Raw genomic sequence first — 18,714 nt, 5'->3', positions numbered from 1 at the left:
GGCAGCGTATTCCTCAGCACACCAAGCTTCTAGGCATTCAGAGGAATTATTCCTCTATGGAGTGACGTCCTCGGGCAGGACTCGTAGATCAGCCATGATCCTCATCAGCAGTTCCCGTGCCTCATCACCGAAAACAGCCACACCCTCGAACTGGGCGAACGACTCCTCGTACGACGCGAACACGTCCGGATCCTTTTCCGCCCGCTCATCTCGGAAGGTCTCCACGACCACCGTCTCCTGGTCGCACAAGGTGAAGCCGTGTCGCGGCATGACAGGCACAGGTCGATCCCACGGGAGCACCCCGAACCGCACAGTGGTCAGACTCTCCACCGCAAGCAGTCGGTCTAGCTGAGCAAGCATCAGCGCCGGACTGCCGGGCCATGTCCGCAGCACACCCTCCGTCACCAAGAAGACCGACTCTCGCCCGGGTTCGTACAAGACGCTCTGTCGATCCACCCGAGCCGCAACAGCCTTGCCCACCTCGGCAGCATCCGCGCCGGGCGTGCTCGCGAAGACGTGCCGTGCGTACTCCGCGCTCTGAAGCATGGTCGGCAGAACCACGCACTGGAACGACCGAACGAGCCGGGCCCCGCGCACCGCCAGATCTACAACGGCATCCGCGGAAACACTCGAGCTCGACAGGTTCTCGTCTGCGCCCACGGAAGGAGCCGACTCAACTTCAGCGAGAGCCACCCGCAACTCCGCGACAGCAGAAGCATCCAGGCCGAGAGCTCCGGACAGGCGGTCGAGGACGTCACGACTGGGAACCATCCGCCCGTTCTCCACCTTGGAAACGGTTGGCTGGCCCACCCCAGCCCGCTGCGCCAACACGGCACCAGTCAGGCCGGCATCCACTCGCCGAGCCCGAAGAAGTGCCCCCAGCGCCCGCATTCGTTCCTGCCGCTCACTCCCCATACCCAGCGTTCTACACCAACGCCTGGCGAGCACCCAGTTCAGCGATCACACCGACCCCAAGATCACGACGTGATTCAAACTTTCTCTACTGGTTCAAGTGCCCGCGCGAGCGCGGGCTGGCCCCTGGGGCCCGACCCCTCTGCGCCTTCGGCGCCGGGGCCGGCCCCCTGGGGCCGCAGCAAGCGACGGCCCATGAGTAGAGACCCGGACACAGAGTGCTCCGGTCAGGACGTGCCTCCGGCGGGGACGCTCAGGCTCCGAGACGGCGGGGGCTCCGTTCGCGAGTGCCGGCCGAGTGCGGCGTGCGCGGGGTGCTCCCATCCCGTCTGCCGTCGACCCAGGCAGAGCCGAGCAGCCGCGGCCCAGGGCGTCAAGGTCGTTCGTACAGTGGCGCGCTCCACCTTGACGCCCTGAACCACGCCCGCTCCACGGCGTGTGGGCCGACGGCAGACGGGATGGGAGCTGGCGAGGTTGGTGAGCTGAGGCACTGCCGAAGCCATCCATCCGGAGCACTCAGAGCGCAAGGGTGGCGAATCGCCCATAGCTTCTTAGAAGCCATGAAAGCCACCTCTTGTCACAACAAATATGTTGGGCTACGCTGATGAGCAATCCACAAAACGGGTACCTGCCTCCAGGTGATCACCTCAAAACTTGGGAGCAGGTCTGCACCGAGTACGGCACGAGCAAGGCAAGACGCACCCTCCTTGCGGACCTCAGGGTCGTGCTTTTGGCGTTGAGGAAGCTTGGAGTCGAAACGGTCTGGCTAGATGGATCCTTCAGCACAGGAAAGATCCGCCCAGGTGACATCGACGTCATCTACGCGCCGCCGACCAACGCAGATGTCTGGAACTGGGGACTACTGAGCCCCCACAACCGGATCAAACTGAAAGCTCGCTGCAAGATCGACCTCTGGCCCAGCACCGCCCATGGCGTCTTCGTGCTGGGCACTCCAGAGCAGTCGATCAAAAGTTTCATGAGTACCGACCGGGATGGCACCCCACGAGGGATGCTGCGCCTCGACTTGGGGGGCCCACTATGATCAAAACAGAGCGCCAACTCAGCATGGCCGAGGAGAAGCTGCGCCAGGTTCATGCGGCGACCAAGAAGGCCGCCGAGGCTGGCGCCGGCATCCAAGAGGAGTCCCTGCAGGACTTCGCTGCAGACCTGCAGCGAGAAATCACCGAGTACAACGAAATCCGCCGAGGCGAAGTGCGGACGTTCCAGGTGGACGGGTTCTCCGACCTGGCAAAGGCACTGATCAAGGCTCGCATGACTTGCAGGCTCAGCCAGGCAGATCTGGCCGAGCGGCTCGGAGTAGCCGAGCAGCAGGTACAACGCGACGAAGCAGGCGGATACGAGCGAGCCAGCCTCACACGGCTCGCCGACGTCGCTGAAGCGTTGGGATACCACCTGACCGGCAATCTTGAGCCTGCGACTCCGAGGGAACCCCTCACGGAGGAGGAGCTCCTCATCCCGCCCATGGGGCACTCCCAGTAGACCGACCCACAACCTCAGCCGGTACACACCGAAAGCCCCTCACGGTCAGACGAGGGGCTTTCGGTTGCGTCGGGCCCGCCAGCCGCACCCCTCCAAGCCATTGCCCCGACGCAGCCACGTTCATCACAGTCCCTAACAGCACCACGTTTACGCACCTCGGACCATGAAGCTCCGTCGCACGCGAGGCGCGAATGTGGAACGAGGCCAAATCGCGACCTACTCGGATCCGGTCGGAATCAACCACACTTGAACATATAGGGGGTTTATCCGATCAATCCCAGCCCGCATGTGATCGCTGTGGTTCCGCGAGCTCCATCGTGCGCGAGCGAGGGTGCATCGACCTCATGGCCAAATATGTGCGATGCCTGCTGGAACAGCATCGCCAACGAGATGGCCGAAGTCGACGGGGCCACGGCTACCCCGCGGCCCGATCCGGACCCGGACGACGCGTCATGGATCGAGCCACCCACTTGCCCCACATGTGGCGCATTGGTTCAGGTATGTCCCACGAACTACTAGCGTGAGCCATAGATCACAGCGCGAGGTCAGGTGGGCCGCCGTGCCCGCAGCGTGCCCGATCGAGCGGCGACCGGCGGGGAGCCACGGGGAACGTCGGCGAACAGCGCGAGAACCCGGACGTCAGCGTCTCGCCAGCTCAGCCCCGATCCGCATACGCGATCTCCAAACCGGTGCTCCTTGCCAATGAGGCAGCCCTTGTCACGACCGCGTGCGGCGACTGACACCAACAAGCACGAACAACCGCGATCGGCGCCGGACCTCAATGCGCGATCGGCAGATGCCCAGGCGGCGTTGGCGGACTCGTGATCGACCTGATAAGGATGCGGGCATAAAATCACATCTGTTGCAGCGTCTAGCCCCAGCATGTGACCTGCGTTCTGAGCGAGCCCGCTGAATCCGAGCCGGCGGCGAAGCACGGTGATCATTGACGGCCACTCACCCTGAGTAGGTTGCCCAAGGCAAGATCTCTAAGGGAGAGGGTGCCACGCGCCAAGAACCGTCGCGGCCGACTGGCCAGCCCATCAGGCCCAACGATTCCCACTCAGCAGAGATGGGTATCGCTGAGGGTGCCCCGGCGGGGCAAGCCGAGCGCGAGTTGGTCAAGCGCCAGGCCGAACGGCAGTGTGCGGCGAGCAGCGCGAACGGACAGGCCCGTGTGGGAGCGTCAGAAGCAGGCGCGAGAAGCAAGCTTGCATGAGCTCAAAGCTGATGTTGAGAAGCGCACCTGCCAGGCACAAGACCGCCTGTCCGAGCTACAGGTGTTTGGCTACAAGCGCTGACGTACGAGGGGGATTGCAGTCGATGAACGTCGTCAGTAACGCAATCACAGCCGTAGTCACATTGTTCGCCGTGCTGCTCGGCGGGTGGCTGTCCACCCGGAATCAAGATCGTCTTTGGCGGCGCGAGCATGCTCGACAGTGGAGAGACATACGGCTAGCTGTATACCGTGACTTTCTAACGGCCTACCGCGAGTACGTGGCCTTCACTCGCGACCCTGCCGCCAACATCTCGGCTGTCCCGCATCCGACTCGGATCGGAACAATGATGCCGTTCTTCGATGCAACTGGTCGTTCCTATGCGGAGCGAATGGAAGCCACGAAAACATCTGCCCTTCTTGTAACGGAACGCCCTACCATCCTGAACACCGTCGAACAACTAGTGCGGTGCGCTCGCCACATCGCCGCTGCCCGCGCCACGCATGGCGTGGGAGATATGCCCGCAGAGAAGTTCCAAGAGCTCTGGGCTGCCGAACGAAACTTCCTGGACGCCGCACGTCGCGAGCTTGGGCTCTACTCCATGCCACCAGACGCAGCAGGGCTGGGGTAGGCGGCGGACACGGGTCTTGCTGGTCGTCAGCCAGGAAAGCCTCTGCTAATTTGCTCGCCTCATCATCCTGGTTTAGCTGCTGCGATACAGGCCTCTGCCCAAGCCTGCGGGCGTTTGGTTGTTGGGCACCGCAGACAGCCGCACCGCAAGCGCACCAGATCGAGCGGGGAACAGCGGGGAACCACGGTGAAGGCCCCCGGTCGGAAGCGGCCACCATCCGAGCATCCGGACCAGGTCAGCGCACCGATCAGCAACAGAGGCTCGCAGCCTCCCAAGCTGAGAGCGCGACGCCGTTGCTTGTTGCTCATCTTGGGGACCCAAGGCCGCAGGAAGTCACATCAGCCGACTCCGGGGGGCGGTGGCGCGCCTGCACTGTTGCGCTCAGCGCGGCGCCGGAGCCGGTCCTCCTCCTGGGCCTCCGCAATGGCCTCCCACTCATCCCGCTTGGTCTGCATGGACTCCCGCGCTTCCCGGAAGGCGTAATTCGGTTCAGGCAGTGCCTCTTCCCGCTGCCAAGCTCCTACGCACTCCACAGCATGGGCAATCACCCCGCGCAGCACCCAAGCACGGGAACGGCCGTGGAAGGCATACACCAGCCCGCTGTCCCACTCCTCCAGCAGGTTCATGGTCTCCTTGAGGCGATGGCGCAACTTCTTGTCCCGCATGACCCCGATGGCCAACCGGGCCGGCGCAATGAAGTCTTGTAGCTCCTCGTCCCACGCTTGTCGTGCCGCCGTTACGGCGGTGGTCGCCGCGGCGTCGATCCCCGGCTCCCATTCGCCTGGGGTCTCCCGGACATGCTTCTGAAGAACACGAAAGGTCTCGGCCAACGTGGCAACGGCTTGGTCCTGCTTGGCCTCGAGGCGGGCCGAGCGGGCATCAGCCAGTGCCTTAGCCTGCGCCCGGTGTGTACCGAGGTATGACAATCCCGCACCCACCAGGGCGCCAACGAGTCCGGAGACGGGTGAGATCCAGTCCATGGCCGCCAGTCTGCTGGATGGCCTATTGCTCTGGCAGCCTGTTACTCACAAACGAGGAGCAGTACCGGGTGAGTGTCTAACTGCGTGACAACGCCAGCGAACAACGCCGGACGAGCGCGGACGACTACGGACCATCAGTGCAGCTGACAGGCTCACCGGCCCAAGGTCAGACACCCGCCCAAGTTGCTTCGGGACGAAGAGGTCGTGAGCTAAAGGCTGTCGCGCTCAATCAGTGAGCCGTCAGGGCTCAGTGTGTAGAAGCGCGGCGGGGCCACGGCTTCCACGGCTCTGCGCAGCTCCGCTTCCTGTTCCGCACGATCAGGTCCGTGTGGCTCCCGCACATGGAAGCCGTGCAGCTCGATGGCATCCGCGTCGACGTCATCTGGCTGAGGGCGGCCCTCCTGGATGAAGCCGCAGAGTGCCCGCAACGCGTCTTCGCCCTAAGGGGTGAAGGGGCAGGGCATAGGGCTCTTCCTCCTCCAACCGCAGGTGACCGTCACGGACCACTGGCACTTTCGTGACCAGGTTTGGGGAGCTCAACGGACTTCGGGCCCGTAGTTCAGATCGAGGGTTGCGGCTATCTTGACTCAGCCAACCTGATCCGTCGATTCAGTCTCCTCGTACCCGTATTCATGGACTCTTTCAAGCATACCCGATACGGTACTTTCAACGGACGAAAGCTCAGGGTCATTCTTTGCTAGCGTCCTCTTCAGGAATAGCTCTCTAAATCTCGAATCGGCGAGCACCAAAGACATTCTCGCAAAGGCAACCGAGTTCAGCCCCTCGCTGAAATCTTCCGATTCAATTCGCGCGGCAACATCTGCGATAGATTGAAGAATCTTGGCCACGCTTTGGATATCTCGAAATCCTACTTCCCTAATCTCAGAAGTGAATGTTGAGATGCCGGCGTCATTACCCAAGGCTCGATCCTTGTACTCTCGCAACAGGAGGGCGTGGATCGTGTCGGCATTAATCTCGGAAGGGGGAACTTCTTTGCTGCGAAGGATATCCCTCTCCGCGTGAGCAGCAGAGCGCGATGAGGCTACGTAGAGGGCCTCAAACTGGCGATCCGCCACAAACAAGAGGCCACTTAGCGCTGCGAAATCTCTAAGCAGATCTTGCGGAACGCTTTCCTCATTCTTATAGCTGAGGTAATGCGACGCATTGGCCCAGGCGTCCATAAGGATGGTTCTTACTTGAACTTCAAATCTGAGATCCTTGATGTGATCATAGCGCGGGCCGACGTGGGTAGATGATAGTCGACAGATGTAATGGTGAGACATATATCCAAAGACCTCAACCCGCTCCTGTCGAACCTTATCCTCTTTGGTAATCACTTCAAACAAGGACGAGAGAACATCGCTAACTCGATCGAGATCTGCCAGGAACAAACACACGACTCGGATTCCAGCGAGGTCGTCCATTTGGGCCAGTGGATCAGAGTATGACTTCCGTTCAATTTTTTCAAGAAAGCTATCTAGCGTCTTTACCCGTGATGTGACCGAATGATATTTGATGCCCTGTTTCTTTAGTGCTTGCTCCAGCGCGTAAGTGACCTCCGTGCATAGGTCCTTACATCTGCCTTCCCTGGCGAGGTAGGCATCTTTGGAGCTTTCACTCTGCGACGCGTCCATGTAGCGCAGGGTATCCAGTCTGCACTTGCGTGTCCTGAAAACTCTCAGGCTGCATGGCGACGGGAGCCATCGCTGAGCATCGAGCAAAACCGAGCATCTAGTCATTCCGTGCCCGTTCGTGTCGCCGACGAGGCACTTTGAGATCGGGCCTGGGCTGTCTGTGGGCTCTCCGAGGAGGCTCAGCGGCGACGACTGACGACCATCAACGACGGGCTGTCCGGGCGCGCGACCCCAGGTCACCCGAATCAATATGCGACATTTGCCAGCCATGCCTAAGCCCGGAGAACTGAGTTGACGCGCGCTGGTCTCGCGCCCTGGGAACGGCAGCAGGTGTGTCTAACTGCGTGACAACGCCGACAAATTACGGCGGACGAGCGCGGACGTATTCCTCGGCGCAGGCAAGGGGCACACCAGCCCAAGGCAAGGCCCTCGCCCAAGTTGCTTCGGGACGAAGAGGTCGCTCAGTTGGGGTGCGCCGCATGACCAACGACGCCCCGGACTGTCCCAAGTGCAGCCAACCTATGGAATCCGGCGGCCTGGTCCTCTCCACGCGAGGACGACGGCCGGCGGGCTTGTCGGTCATTGTGGAGGTGTGCCGATCGGCACGTCTGGTGGAGCTCGGCCGACCGGCCGGACGAACCACTGGAGGTCTGCCCTGGTGCACTCGCTGAAGCGCGAACGATACGTGGACGGTGAGTCCTTCCCTGTTCCTAAAGGCGACTGACCAGCATGAAGGGCCGGAGCACACGGGCCTTCCAGAACCGCTGCAGTACAGCAGCGAAGTACAGCAACCACCGTGACCGCAGTGGACCACCAACAGCCATCAACGGCCGACCGACCAGCCCACCAGACCTCATTGACCGCCCTGCCGAGAGTTCGGGACGAAGAGGTCGTGGGTTCAAATCCCGCCACCCCGACAGCTGAATAGCAGTTCAGAGGGCCCTTACCGAATCGGTAAGGGCCCTCTGGCGTTGCTGCGTGTCTAACCGCGTGACTATCGATTCCCGAGTGCCTACGACCCGCGTCGGGCGGAGCCGAAGATGCCGTCCATGACCACGGCGCCGGTCTGGATCACGGGCCGAATCTGCTTCCGGTAGACCTCCTCGGTCACCGCGGTACCGGAGTGCCCGACCAGCCGAGAGATTTCCTCCAGCGGGACGCCCCGGTCGGAGAGCAGAGACACGAAGCTGTGCCGGAGCTCCCGGGGCGTCCGCTCGTCCGCGCTGATCCCATCGATGCCCTTGAGCGCCTGGCGGAAGGCACGACGGACGTTGGCAGCGTCGAGCGGCTTGCCGACGGCCGAGGAGAAGACGAGCCCGTGTTCTTCCCATTCATCGTCGGCGGCGAGCCGATCCCAGCCCTGATCTTCGAATTGCTGCCAGAGGGCTTCGACGCAGCGCGCCGGCAGGGCGAGCGTGCGACGGGACTTGCGGGTCTTGGTGTCCCCGCTCCGCCGGACCGAGCGCCACACAGCGATGTGCGGAGGCTGCGGCGGCTCGAGGTCCGGCCGACCCTTGAGAAAGACGTGGTCCCAGGTGAGGGCCCGCAGCTCCTCGGTCCGGGCACCGGTCAGCAGGGCTACGACGATGTACGCGTGCATCGAGGTGCATCGAGGTCCCTTCGGCCCCCTTCAGCACTGCCTCAGCCTGAGCGAAGGTGAGCGCCTTGGAGGGACGCCCCGCCTGCCCCTGAGGCACCGAGCACAGTTCCACGACGTTCCGCTTCACCTTGTCCCGCGCCATGGCCCGCCTGACCCCGCGGTTCAGGCAGGAGTGGACGGCTTGGAGCGGGCGCGTGCTGAGTGTCTTCACTTTGGTGGCCAGCCAGCGGTCCACGTCCTCCGCGCTCAGGTCGCGCAGCTTGCGGACGCCGAGCGAGGGAACGACGTGCTTCTGGCACAGGAGCGTCACCAGCCAATAGCGCGAGTTCGATTCCAGTCATCCGCTCTTGAACGAAGGCCCAGGTCACAGACCTGGGCCTTCTTCGTTGTCCAGACCCCACGGGATGTGGCGTTGCCGCCGCGTGCCCCAACTCGCAGGAACGCCCTGGCCAGAGGGCCCTCGCGCACCGGTTGCACCACACGGGCCCAGACGACGACCGCCGCATGGCCACCTGGCGTGAATTCCTCGACTGCCGCCGACGGCATCCGCTCCGTGAAGGTCCAAACCCCCTTGCACGACATGCGCGTACGCCCGCGCGGGTACAGCGGAGTCGCAGAAACTCAGGACCTCCGCGAGCGGGACGCCCGCATCGGAGACTGGCCACACAACCCGACGCGGCCCCCAAGAACATCGTCCCGAAGGGCCGACTCACTTCCGGCCGCTTGTACTTGGAGGGGACAACTCCGGGGACAGACTTGCCACGCTCGAGTACGACGTAACCAGATCAAGGGCCTGATCCACTGAGTGGATCAGGCCCTTCTCCCGCCACCGGCGTTCACCCGGGGACAAGGCCGGCTGCGGATCCGCCTGTCATGGCATCCGCCCATTGCCTCCACTGGCGGATGCCTGCCCCGGAGCTCCGACTAGCGTGAGGTCGGAAACCAGCTCGCAGGATCGGCTGCCGCCTGCTCGCCCGTCTCCAGGTTCTTGACCTCGTGCGCCGCGCCCTCCTGGAAAGGCGGGAACCACACGAACGGGATGCCCTTCCGGGATGCGTAGCGGACCTGCTTGGCCACCTTGTCCGCCTGGTGGTAAAGCTCGACGTTCATGCCCCGCTGACGGAGGTGCGCAGCCGTGGCCTCGGCTTCGTGCCGGCGGTCGTCTCGCGGGATGACCACGAGTACATCACTGGGGCACTTCGGGCCTGCTTCCAGGAGACCCTCTGCCATGAGCTTGGCGAAGATGCGCGTCAGCCCGATCGACATGCCCACACCCGGGAGGCTGCGCCGGATGAACGACCCTGTCAGGTTCTCGTAGCGCCCTCCGGAACAGATGCTTCCGTAGTTCGGCCAATCTACGAACTTTCCTTCATAAACGGTCCCCGTGTAGTAATCGAGTCCGCGCGCGATCGAGAGGTCCGCGACGATACTGCCGGTCGGCAGATTGGCCAGGGAGTCCAATACATAGCTCAGCTCAGCGAGTCCTTCGGTGAGCAGCTCGGACGTGACACCCAGGCTCTTGATGTCGTCCACGATGGCCGAGCTGGTGCCACGCATCCGAGCGAGCGCAAGGCAGGAATCGATGGTCTGCGCGGGCAGGCCGAGTTCGCCGGAGAGGATCTTCGCGACACCCTCGGGCCCGACCTTGTCCAGCTTGTCGACGGCCCTGATCACTGCCAGCGGATCACTGATACCCAGCCCCTCGTAAAAACCCTGGAGGACCTTCCGGTTGTTGATGTTGATCGTCCATGCGGGCAGATTCAGGCTGGTCATGACCTCGTGGATCATGCGTGGGAGTTCGGCGTCGAAGTGCAACGGCAGGTGATCGACGTTGATCACGTCGATGTCGCATTGGGTGAACTCGCGGAACCGTCCGTCCTGAGCACGCTCGCCGCGCCAGACACGCTGTATCTGATAGCGCTTGAAGGGGAAGACAAGTTCGTTGAAGTGCTGGGCCGTATAACGCGCGAACGGAACGGTCAGATCGAAGTGAAGGCCGATCCGCGAGTCACTGGCGTCATCGGCGTCTTCCTGGAGTCTGCGCAGCGCGTACACCTCGTTGGAGGTTTCGCCCTTGGCGGTAAGCACGGAAAGGGGCTCAACCGAGGGGGTCTCGATCGAACAGAATCCGTACTTTTCGAATCCCGACCGAATGAGATCGAGCCAACGCTGCTCGACCATACGGATTTCAGGCAGCCACTCGGGAAACCCGCTGACGGGCACAGGGCGGACCAGCTGAGGCTCGGTCATCGGCGGCACTCTCTCTTTGCTCTGGCACTCTTGGCAGTCGAGTCGTGCCGACGGCTTATTCAGTTAGGCGCGTGCGGAGATGCCCGGGGATTCCGCATTCACGGTCGATTGCACACGACTCCATCGTTGATCATCCCAAGGACCCAACCGAAGCTCAATGTGTGCTTGATCACATGACTCACATAGGGTGAGCGTGTCGCGTATATTTATGCACTGAATCTTTACTCCGAATTACGGGGAGATCCTCCGGGGGAAAGGTTCTTTTTAGCGTTTCAACCCATTAGAGCAGCGTGGACAGCAGACCGCTATGCGCGCCAAGGCTTGCCGACATGACTCGTCGGCGGCTTGCTCCGGTGGGCGTGCACCACGCAGAAAGAGGGGGAACGGACTTCGTGGAGCCTGAAGTAAATTCCGTGGAAAATGTGCTGCAGATATTGTTCCGGACCGCCAAGGGACGGACGTGCTGGGATCCGGCGACCATTGCCGACGAGACGGGCTGCAATATCCTTGAAGCGGAAGAAGCTGTCGACAGACTCAAGGCACTGAGACTTCTGGCCCCCGCGCCGGGATCGGACAGCGGATACACCTCGGTGCAACCCGGCACGGCGCTGACACGACTTCTGGCGCTAGAGAACGAACTTACTGAAGGATGGTACCGGGAACGCCGGAAACGACAGGCAGCGATCGAAGAGCTGGTGAACAAGTTCTCCCTTCAGACGGGAGCCTCCAACAGCGCCCAGATCGATGTGCTGACGAGCCCGTCCGAGGTCAATGATTTCCTCGAGGAAAGCGCGGCCAACGCCCGGGATCTGGAGCAGGCCATGCATCCGGGAGGTGTACCGCCCGTTGAACTCATCGACGAAATGCTCTTGCGGGACGCCGAAGTCCTGGAGCGAGGTGTCCGTCTCCAGGGTCTCTATGCTCGCCATCTCGCGACGATTCCCTACCTCATGGACTATCTGGTCGATGTGTCACACGAAGGTGCCGATATCCGACTGGCCGACGCACTCCCGCTGAGAATGATCCTCATCGACAGCGCGACGGCCTTCCTGCCCCTCGACCCCCAGAACAGCTCTGCGGGTGCCTTCGCCATGCGGAGCCCCGAAGTGGTCCGTTCGCTGAGCGTCATCTTCGCCTTCCACTGGTCTGTGGCAGCACCCCTCAGTGCCACACGCAGGGAAGGTGCCGCGGAGCCCGCGCTGACACCGGAGGAACAAGTGATCGTACGGATGATGGCGATGGGCGCGAAGGACGAGGCCATCGCACGCCACTTGGGGTTCTCCACACGGACGCTCAGCCGCCTGATCTCCCGGATGCTCGATCGGCTGGGAGTGGAGACCCGCTTCCAGGCGGCTGCGAAGCTTACCCATGCCGGGGTGCTGGACGCCTCCAACTCCCCGGCAGCCTGAGTTCAGCAGTCGGCTTTCCCGTTCGGCATCCATCGACGCACACAGGGGATCGACGGGGGCTGCGGCCAGTCACCCACAGCGGCCGGACTCCCTGCCGCGTACCGGTATGCAGCCCCCTGCGCCCAATAGGGGCAGTCGTCACAGGCGCCCCTGTCTCCGCATGACACCGGAACGGTCTGTTCTAGCTCGGTCACGGGAGAATGTCCGTACCGTTGAAGCGCAACAGCAGGGCGAGGTCGCGGATATCGTCGTGCTTGGTCGCCCAGAGCAGGAGCCTTTCGACCCCCAGCCCGAATCCCGACGTACGAAGCGGGTGGTAGGCATTCATGTTCACATACCACTCATAGGCTTCCTCGGGCACCTGGTGGAGCTCGAGCGCGCGCCTCAGCTCCTCCACGGTCAGGTGCCGTTCACCGGCACCGACAGTCTCTCCGATTCCGAAGAGCAGGTCCGCGCTGAGCGCCTTCCGCTCGTCGTGCGGCGCGAACCCCTGGTAAAAGGGAACGCTCAGGTGGTCGGGGTGGGTCACCCAGACATAGCCGCCGAACCGCTCCATCAGGGCGCGTTCACCGGAGCGGGTGAGGCTGCGGCAATCCGGCTCGAGCTCGCGCACCGCGTCCGGCCGGCCTTCGAGCAGTCCCACGGCTTCGTCAAACGTCACACGCGGGAGCGTGGCCGCACCTGCCAGGAACTCCAGGTGATCGACCGACCCTGCCATCTCGAGCAGTTCACGGCGGCCGTGCTCGAGGAACGACACGGCAAGGTGGCGCAGATAGGCCTCCACCGTTTCCATGACGTCGTCCAGCCCACCCGGTATCTCTGCCTCGCTGTGGAAGAACTGGCACAGGTGGGTTTCGTCAGCAGGCTCGCCGCGGAAGGACGGCATGAGGTAGTAGGAGCCGCCGGGCGCGAGACGACAGCCAAACTCCAGCATGAATTGCATGGAGTCGGCGAGATACGTAGGAACACCTTCGAGTTCCACCTGAACCGGGGTGCTGTCGCTACCCCGCCCCATCGGGCTGGAAATGGAACCAGTGGTGATCGGCAGGTGCAGGAACCTCGCGCCGCGCTGCTTCCAGAATTCCGTGGTGCTGTGGGCGACGATGTCCTGAAGGGCGGTGAGGTTCCGGTACCAAGGGTGGTCCAGGACGGTGAGGTAATGCTTGTCCGGGTTGGTCCACGAGCGGGGCGCTTCAACGGATTGCACGGGAACAGCCTTCCTTCATACACAGATCAATGACTCGGTCAATTCACCAGGGCTCGGTCCATCCATCCTTTTCGATGGAGGTCGCCCGGTCCATAGGGCAGGGCTTCGGGAACTCGACATGACGTGCTGCCGCCAAAAACAGGGTGATTCTCAATATGCGAGACAGGTCAGCGACGGGCCGGTGCCTCGTCACCCTTCGCCAGCAGGTCGAGGAAGAGCGCGAGCCCCCGCCCGGCGCCGGGTCGGTGAAGACCCAACGGGCCCCCTGAGGTCAGCTGCGTGGCAATGTCCCGATAGGCCGTCACGCGCAGGTCCTGCGGGGAGGGCAGTTCGAGGAGCCGGACCTCGTCAACGGTGTCCACCCGCAGTTGGCGACCGTCCAAAACGATGCTCCGGGCCACATCGATGATTTCCAGGCGGTGCCGGTCCCAGGGCGCATTCAGGGTCACCGCCATCGAGAGAAACGCTCCCGAGGCGAACTGCGCGAACCCAGTGGCGGTTCCATCCCCAGAGGCCACGAGTCGAGCCACGACGGGGGCGCCGAACAGGTGGCACATGAGATCGACGTAGGGAGCCAGAGCGAGCGTCGTCGCGGGGAGATCGGTGCCGGCGTGCGCCGCGGAGGACTGTTTCCGACGAGCCGGTGTGAAGCAGGACAGGGTGAGCGCCCCGCAGGCACTGCCGCTCCACGCGTCGCTGCTCAGCTCGGGCACGCCCGACAGCAGCATGCGGAGCGGCATCGGAGCGAACGTGCGAATGGTGTCCGAGTCCTCGCAGGTCGCGAGGAAGTCGATCTCGTCCAGGGACAGGAACGGGGGCTCCGCGAGGAGCACGGCCTTGCTGGCGTCACGGGCGGACACGATCAGGTCCATCCGCCCCGCGAAGGGAGCGCAGAGCGCAAGGAGCGAGACGTCGGGCAGTGCCAGCAGCTCCGTCCACGACCGCTGGTCCGGCTCCTGTCCTGCTGCACCGGGAGATCCGGGAGTTCCGGAAACGGGGTGCACGGGACCGATCACGTCGTACTCGTCGCAGCGCCGCAGGGTCTCCCACACGGCACGTGCTCCGGCACCCCGCCCGGCGACAACCGTGGGGATCGTCATGGGCAGATCCTTTTCCGGGGCTCATTGCGTTCCGCATCACGGTGGTTGACAACGAACCCCACAGTGACGAGCACGGCCATGGCCACGGCCGCCAGGCTGATGCAGAGAAGAGAGATCATGGCTCAGACAGTCACCATCATCCGGGACCACGTGGTCGCGCCGAAGGCCGGCAGACGTTCTCCTCGTGGCGATCCGGCACCGGACTCGAGCATCCAGCGTGCCGCACACTGCAGGCTCTCGCGCAGGACGATCCGTGCGAGCATGGCGCCGAGGCAGTAGTGCTTGCCCAGGCCGAAGGACAGATGCACCGGACCCTGACGGCCCGGCAGAAAGTCGTCAGGACTCTCGAACTGCTCCGGATCCCGGTTGGCCGCGGCGATGACCAGAACGACCCTCTCCCCCGCCCCCAACGCATGGGTGCCGATGCGGATCGGTGCCGTGGTGGTACGGGGTATGAAGTGGAATGGCGCATCGAACCTCAACGCCTCCTCCACGACCGCCTCCACGACATCGGGATCCACGGCCATGGCCTTCCATTGTTCGGGTTGCCAGCCGGCCATGATCTCCAGGGCGGTGGTGAGACTGCTGGCTACGGGATCGACTCCCCCCGTCAGCAACTGAGTGAAGAGCGCCAGCGCCGACGACGGTTCGAGCTCTGTCATGCCACGGAGCGCGATGAGCCGTTCGTCCGTCCCCGATTGCAGGGCCGGAACGACGACGGAGTGAAAGTAGGAACGCAGCTCGTCCACGGCGCGCATTGCCACGGCTGCGCGCTGTGGATCGGCGATGGGCGTACTCAGGAAACTGATCAGATCGGTCGACCACTGTCTGACCCGGGTGTCGTCCTGCGCCGGAACCCCAAGAACCGCGCAGGTGAGACGGGTGGCAAGCGGCAACGAGAAGTCGCTGTGCAGATCGGTCTCACCCTGCCCGATCCGCCCCAGGAGATCGTCGGCCAGAGTTCGCGCATAGTGCGACCAGGCTTCGGCGGTCCGCCGGGGGAAGGCGGGAGCGATGGTCTCCCGCAGGAGAGTCTGATGGGGCGGATCGCTGAAGACCATCCAGGAGTTGAAGAAGGCTTCAGCCTGCTTGACCACCGGCAGGTCCTCGGGGCGCTGCTCTCCCACGTAGTCGCCCGGGCAGGCCGAGAGGCTCGCGTCCCGGAGCAGCTCGGTGATCAGCCGGTAGCTGGTGACGTACCAGGAGTTGGTCTCCTCATGCCAGTACACCGGATTCTCGGCGCGCAGGAGGGAGAAGGCCGGGTACGGATTGCGGGCTGTCTCCTCTGCGAGCAGCAGCCGACTGTCGAACATCATCCTCGACTCCTGTTCTTCCGCAGGGATTTCAGCAGAGGTGCAGCTGCGGCGACGGCTCCGGCAGTGGTGATGAGGCCACCGAGAAGCTTCGATTTGCGGGACGTCCACATCGCCTCGGCCACTGGCCTCGCCACCGATGTCGGAACGACGAAGAGCGGCGCGGAAAACCAGGACAGGTGCCAGAAGGAGATGTCCAGGGTCGCCTTCACGGCTCCGTGAAAGGCGGCCGAGGACAGGCCGAGCAGCGACCGTCTGTGCCAAGCGAGGAGCAACAGCGGTGCGAAGGCCAGTTCGTACGCCACCGTCGCTTTGGACAGTACGGGCGGAAGTTCGGGACGCTCCGCAGCGAAGTACTTGCCCAGACGTGTCCCCAGCTCTCCCCAGGCACCGTGCAGAGCACTCCCCTCAGTCCATTTCCAGCCCGCTCCGACGAACTTCGAAATGCCGGACTGCAGATACATGCAGGCGTAGTACGCCTGCAGAGCGGCGAGAAGTGCGGATGTGCTCCGGTCGGCTGATGAGACTGGTACCGAGTCATCGACCGGTCGGGTCAGGGACAGTGCACCGAGGAAGACGTTCAGGTGGCTGTTGTAGCTCCACAGGTCCTCGTGGAAAGCCACGACGTAACGCTGCAGCAGCGCGAAGGAGCCGTTCGCCGCGACCTTCACGGCCGGGTGGTCGCTGCCCAGTGCCCAGGCCGCCGTCGATGCGGCAGCCACCACGCGGAGCCCTTCGTAGACGACTGGATCGAGGGCCTTGCGCCTGCGTTTTCCGGCTTCCGTGCCGGCCTTGTTCAGCATGTCGGCGTACTCGGCCAGGAAGTCTCCCGGAGGGAGGTGCCACACGGTACGGACGACGGCGGCACCGGTCGTCATACGGCACAGGGCCAGTCGTTGAGCCGCGTCCTCCTGCTCGAACAGGACCTCGCGCAGGCGGGCAGCCGCAGGATGTGATTTCACGTTACCTCTCTCAGACCGGCCGTATCCATGTCGGCCCGCGCCCGTGGGTCACTCCCTCGGGATCGTGCCGATGGAGCAGCCTCGGTTCGTGGACCGAGGCACGGTCGAAGACGTCGCATCGCTCACGGTCCACTTCGATGACATAGACCTCCAGGGCGACGAAGGGTTTCCCCGTCGGGGATCTCGGCGCCGCCCGTACCTCGTCGAAGCCCTCCCACGGCGACCGATTGATCCTGGACAACGTCCTGCGGGAGAACTCCTCGCGCAGGTCGGGGTTCCCACCGCTGTAGAAGACCTGATCCATGAGGGAGACGACCCTGAAGAACTCCACCGGGAGCAGGCACCACGGGTCCGTGGGGCCGACCATGACCCCGTCCTGCTCGTACAGCACCACTCTCAGCTGCACCCATCGTTCCGGAAGGGTGTAGTTGAACATGTTGTAGGCGCAGAAGGGCCATGTGTTCCGGTTCTTCATGGTGTGCCAGAACTGGACACCCAAGTAGAGCGCGGCTCCACCCACGACTGCTCCCGGGCGTACTTTCAGCTGCATGCTTTCTCCAGGTACGGGCTCCGGGTGCGGACGCTCCGACCGCACCCGGAAATGGCATGGCCTTCTTCTCAGGCGCCCCGAAGTTCGCTGATCGCGGCCGTGATGCCGGCGACGGGAACCTCGCGTGCTTCCTTGGAACCCATGTGCCGTACGCGGGCGGCGCCGGTGCCGAGCACCTCTACCAAGTAACTGACCTCGCCTTCCTCGGCGATGTGCAGCCCCTCTGCCTCGTCCACCGGGTCGTAGACGGCCTGCGTGGAGATGCTTTCGTCCCGGAGTCGACGGACGGTGCTGAGCACGTCCTGCTGGTCGCTGCCTTCGCGGGGGACCACGACCGCGGCGTTCTCGCGCAGGCCGCGCTCCAGGCGCAGCCCGTCCTCACGCAGCAGCCCCATGAGGCGGGCGAGCCCCACGGACATGCCAACACCCGGGTAGCTGCTGCCGTTGACATGCTTGAGGAGGTCCTCGTACCGGCCGCCGGCGCCGATGGCACCCCAGTGCTCGCGGCCTGTGGCGAAGGTCTCGAACACGGTCCCCGTGTAGTAGTCGTGACCCCGGGTGATGGAGAAGTCGAGAACGAGGTGGTCCTCCGGCATACCCAGGTCCTCGGCCGCCTGCAGCACGGTGGTGAGTTCACTGATGCCGGTGGTGTCGGCGCCGCGCAGGGTCAGCAGGTCACGGGCATCGGAGAGCGTCGGCAGCGTGCTGAGGAGCCCAAGGTCCGCGGCCACGTGCGGGGGGATGCCGGCGGCGGCCAGCTGGCTGCGCGTCTCCTCCTGGGACTGTTTGTTCCCCTTGTCCAGGATCTGCACGATGGCCCGTGCCCGGTGGACGTGGATGCCGTGGCTGTCGAGGAGCGCGGCCAGGACCTTGCGGTTGGAGATGTGGACAGTGAATCCGTCCACGCCGATGTTCTGGAAGGCGCCCACGAGAGAACAGGCGATCTCCGCGTCGTACAGCAGGCTCAGTTCGCCCTGTCCGATGACGTCCACGTCGCACTGGTAGAACTCGCGCCAGTGCGTCGCGGTCGGCATCTGCTCTGCCCGCCACACCTTGTTGATCTGGTAGCAGTGCAGGGGGAACGACAACCGGTCGGAGTTCTCCGCGATGAACCGTGATACCGGGACGGTCAGGTCGTAGCGCAGGGCGAGGTTGGCTCCGGTGTAGGACTCCGGAGGCTCCTGCACCGAGAAGGCGAACTCGGGGATGCCCCCGTCGAGGTACTGGGCGCCACCGGCGACCAGTACCTCCTGACGCTGCACGGCCGCAGTGTCGAGGGGGCGGAAGCCTCGGGCTTCGAAGCCTTCTCCGATGGTGCGGATCACGCTCTGCTCGTACATCACGTCGCCGGGCAGGAACTCCGGGAATCCCGGCATGGAAATGTCCAGGCCGCTTGCCGCTACGCGCTCGCGGCCGGGTGCTGCGGTGCTCATTGTTTCCTTTCGATCTTCT

The 18,714-nt window shown here is 63.7% G+C and carries 13 protein-coding genes and 1 pseudogene; 3 read left to right on the top strand and 11 right to left on the bottom strand.

Annotation, left to right across the window (positions count from 1 at the left end):
- Positions 1-54: 54 nt before the first annotated feature.
- Positions 55-891, bottom strand: a complete 837-nt coding sequence (locus OG788_RS24815) for a helix-turn-helix domain-containing protein (protein WP_406376833.1) — start codon at positions 889-891, stop codon at positions 55-57.
- Positions 892-1,516: 625 nt separating this feature from the next.
- Here OG788_RS24815 and OG788_RS24810 point away from each other — a divergent pair.
- Positions 1,517-1,954, top strand: coding sequence for a DUF6932 family protein (locus OG788_RS24810; protein WP_406373514.1), 438 nt, complete (start codon positions 1,517-1,519; stop codon positions 1,952-1,954).
- Positions 1,951-2,412 (top strand): helix-turn-helix domain-containing protein, encoded by a 462-nt coding sequence (locus OG788_RS24805; RefSeq protein WP_406373512.1) that lies wholly within the window; start codon positions 1,951-1,953, stop codon positions 2,410-2,412. Before OG788_RS24810 ends, OG788_RS24805 begins: the two co-directional genes overlap by 4 nt.
- 2,183 nt (positions 2,413-4,595) lie before the next feature.
- Here OG788_RS24805 and OG788_RS24800 read toward each other — a convergent pair.
- The 4 genes and pseudogenes from OG788_RS24800 to hisS form a co-directional block, all read right to left on the bottom strand.
- Complete coding sequence (locus OG788_RS24800; RefSeq protein WP_406373510.1) at positions 4,596-5,237, bottom strand: hypothetical protein; 642 nt, start codon at positions 5,235-5,237, stop codon at positions 4,596-4,598.
- Between the two features lie 587 nt (positions 5,238-5,824).
- A complete protein-coding gene (locus OG788_RS24795) occupies positions 5,825-6,871 on the bottom strand; it encodes a GTP pyrophosphokinase family protein (RefSeq protein WP_406373508.1) in 1,047 nt (348 codons plus the stop codon).
- A 1,012-nt stretch (positions 6,872-7,883) separates the two neighbouring features.
- Positions 7,884-8,778, bottom strand: a pseudogene (xerC, locus tag OG788_RS24790) (tyrosine recombinase XerC); the annotation flags it as partial.
- A gap of 617 nt (positions 8,779-9,395) precedes the next feature.
- Complete coding sequence (gene hisS / locus OG788_RS24785) at positions 9,396-10,721, bottom strand: histidine--tRNA ligase (protein ID WP_406373506.1); 1,326 nt, start codon at positions 10,719-10,721, stop codon at positions 9,396-9,398.
- A 413-nt stretch (positions 10,722-11,134) separates the two neighbouring features.
- Between hisS and OG788_RS24780 the strand changes: the two genes are divergently transcribed.
- On the top strand, positions 11,135-12,130 hold the full coding sequence (locus OG788_RS24780; RefSeq protein ID WP_406373505.1) for a helix-turn-helix transcriptional regulator: 996 nt from the start codon (positions 11,135-11,137) through the stop codon (positions 12,128-12,130).
- A gap of 190 nt (positions 12,131-12,320) precedes the next feature.
- Here OG788_RS24780 and OG788_RS24775 read toward each other — a convergent pair whose 3' ends face one another.
- The 6 genes from OG788_RS24775 to OG788_RS24750 all read right to left on the bottom strand — a co-directional run bounded on the left by OG788_RS24775 (position 12,321) and on the right by OG788_RS24750 (position 18,695).
- Entirely contained in the window at positions 12,321-13,337 is a 1,017-nt protein-coding gene (locus OG788_RS24775) for an amino acid--tRNA ligase-related protein (protein ID WP_351543017.1), read from the bottom strand.
- 167 nt (positions 13,338-13,504) lie between these two features.
- Positions 13,505-14,437, bottom strand: a complete 933-nt coding sequence (locus OG788_RS24770) for a hypothetical protein (RefSeq protein ID WP_406373502.1) — start codon at positions 14,435-14,437, stop codon at positions 13,505-13,507.
- Positions 14,438-14,559: 122 nt separating this feature from the next.
- Complete coding sequence (locus OG788_RS24765; RefSeq protein ID WP_406373500.1) at positions 14,560-15,753, bottom strand: cytochrome P450; 1,194 nt, start codon at positions 15,751-15,753, stop codon at positions 14,560-14,562.
- On the bottom strand, positions 15,750-16,712 hold the full coding sequence (locus OG788_RS24760; RefSeq protein ID WP_406373498.1) for a hypothetical protein: 963 nt from the start codon (positions 16,710-16,712) through the stop codon (positions 15,750-15,752). Before OG788_RS24760 ends, OG788_RS24765 begins: the two co-directional genes overlap by 4 nt.
- A gap of 10 nt (positions 16,713-16,722) precedes the next feature.
- Positions 16,723-17,262: a hypothetical protein gene (locus OG788_RS24755; RefSeq protein WP_406373496.1), complete on the bottom strand. Its 540-nt coding sequence runs from the start codon at positions 17,260-17,262 to the stop codon at positions 16,723-16,725.
- A gap of 68 nt (positions 17,263-17,330) precedes the next feature.
- Positions 17,331-18,695 (bottom strand): ATP phosphoribosyltransferase regulatory subunit, encoded by a 1,365-nt coding sequence (locus OG788_RS24750; RefSeq protein WP_406373494.1) that lies wholly within the window; start codon positions 18,693-18,695, stop codon positions 17,331-17,333.
- Positions 18,696-18,714: the final 19 nt, after the last annotated feature.

Origin of the sequence: Streptomyces sp. NBC_00647, assembly GCF_045207245.1 — a bacterium.
Taxonomy (GTDB): Bacteria; Actinomycetota; Actinomycetes; order Streptomycetales; family Streptomycetaceae; genus Streptomyces.
Note: the sequence above shows the minus strand (reverse complement) of the source record. Positions and strands in the feature narration are given on the sequence as shown.

Bases quoted from the DNA above. Each gene is read 5' to 3' on its own strand.
- OG788_RS24795 (WP_406373508.1), bottom strand. From the start codon at position 6,871: ATGGACGCGTCGCAGAGTGAAAGCTCCAAAGATGCCTACCTCGCCAGG.
- OG788_RS24750 (WP_406373494.1), bottom strand. From the start codon at position 18,695: ATGAGCACCGCAGCACCCGGCCGCGAGCGCGTAGCGGCAAGCGGCCTG.
- OG788_RS24805 (WP_406373512.1), top strand. From the start codon at position 1,951: ATGATCAAAACAGAGCGCCAACTCAGCATGGCCGAGGAGAAGCTGCGC.
- OG788_RS24810 (WP_406373514.1), top strand. From the start codon at position 1,517: ATGAGCAATCCACAAAACGGGTACCTGCCTCCAGGTGATCACCTCAAA.
- hisS (WP_406373506.1), bottom strand. From the start codon at position 10,721: ATGACCGAGCCTCAGCTGGTCCGCCCTGTGCCCGTCAGCGGGTTTCCC.
- OG788_RS24815 (WP_406376833.1), bottom strand. From the start codon at position 891: ATGCGGGCGCTGGGGGCACTTCTTCGGGCTCGGCGAGTGGATGCCGGC.
- OG788_RS24765 (WP_406373500.1), bottom strand. From the start codon at position 15,753: ATGATGTTCGACAGTCGGCTGCTGCTCGCAGAGGAGACAGCCCGCAAT.
- OG788_RS24800 (WP_406373510.1), bottom strand. From the start codon at position 5,237: ATGGACTGGATCTCACCCGTCTCCGGACTCGTTGGCGCCCTGGTGGGT.
- OG788_RS24755 (WP_406373496.1), bottom strand. From the start codon at position 17,262: ATGCAGCTGAAAGTACGCCCGGGAGCAGTCGTGGGTGGAGCCGCGCTC.
- OG788_RS24770 (WP_406373502.1), bottom strand. From the start codon at position 14,437: ATGACGATCCCCACGGTTGTCGCCGGGCGGGGTGCCGGAGCACGTGCC.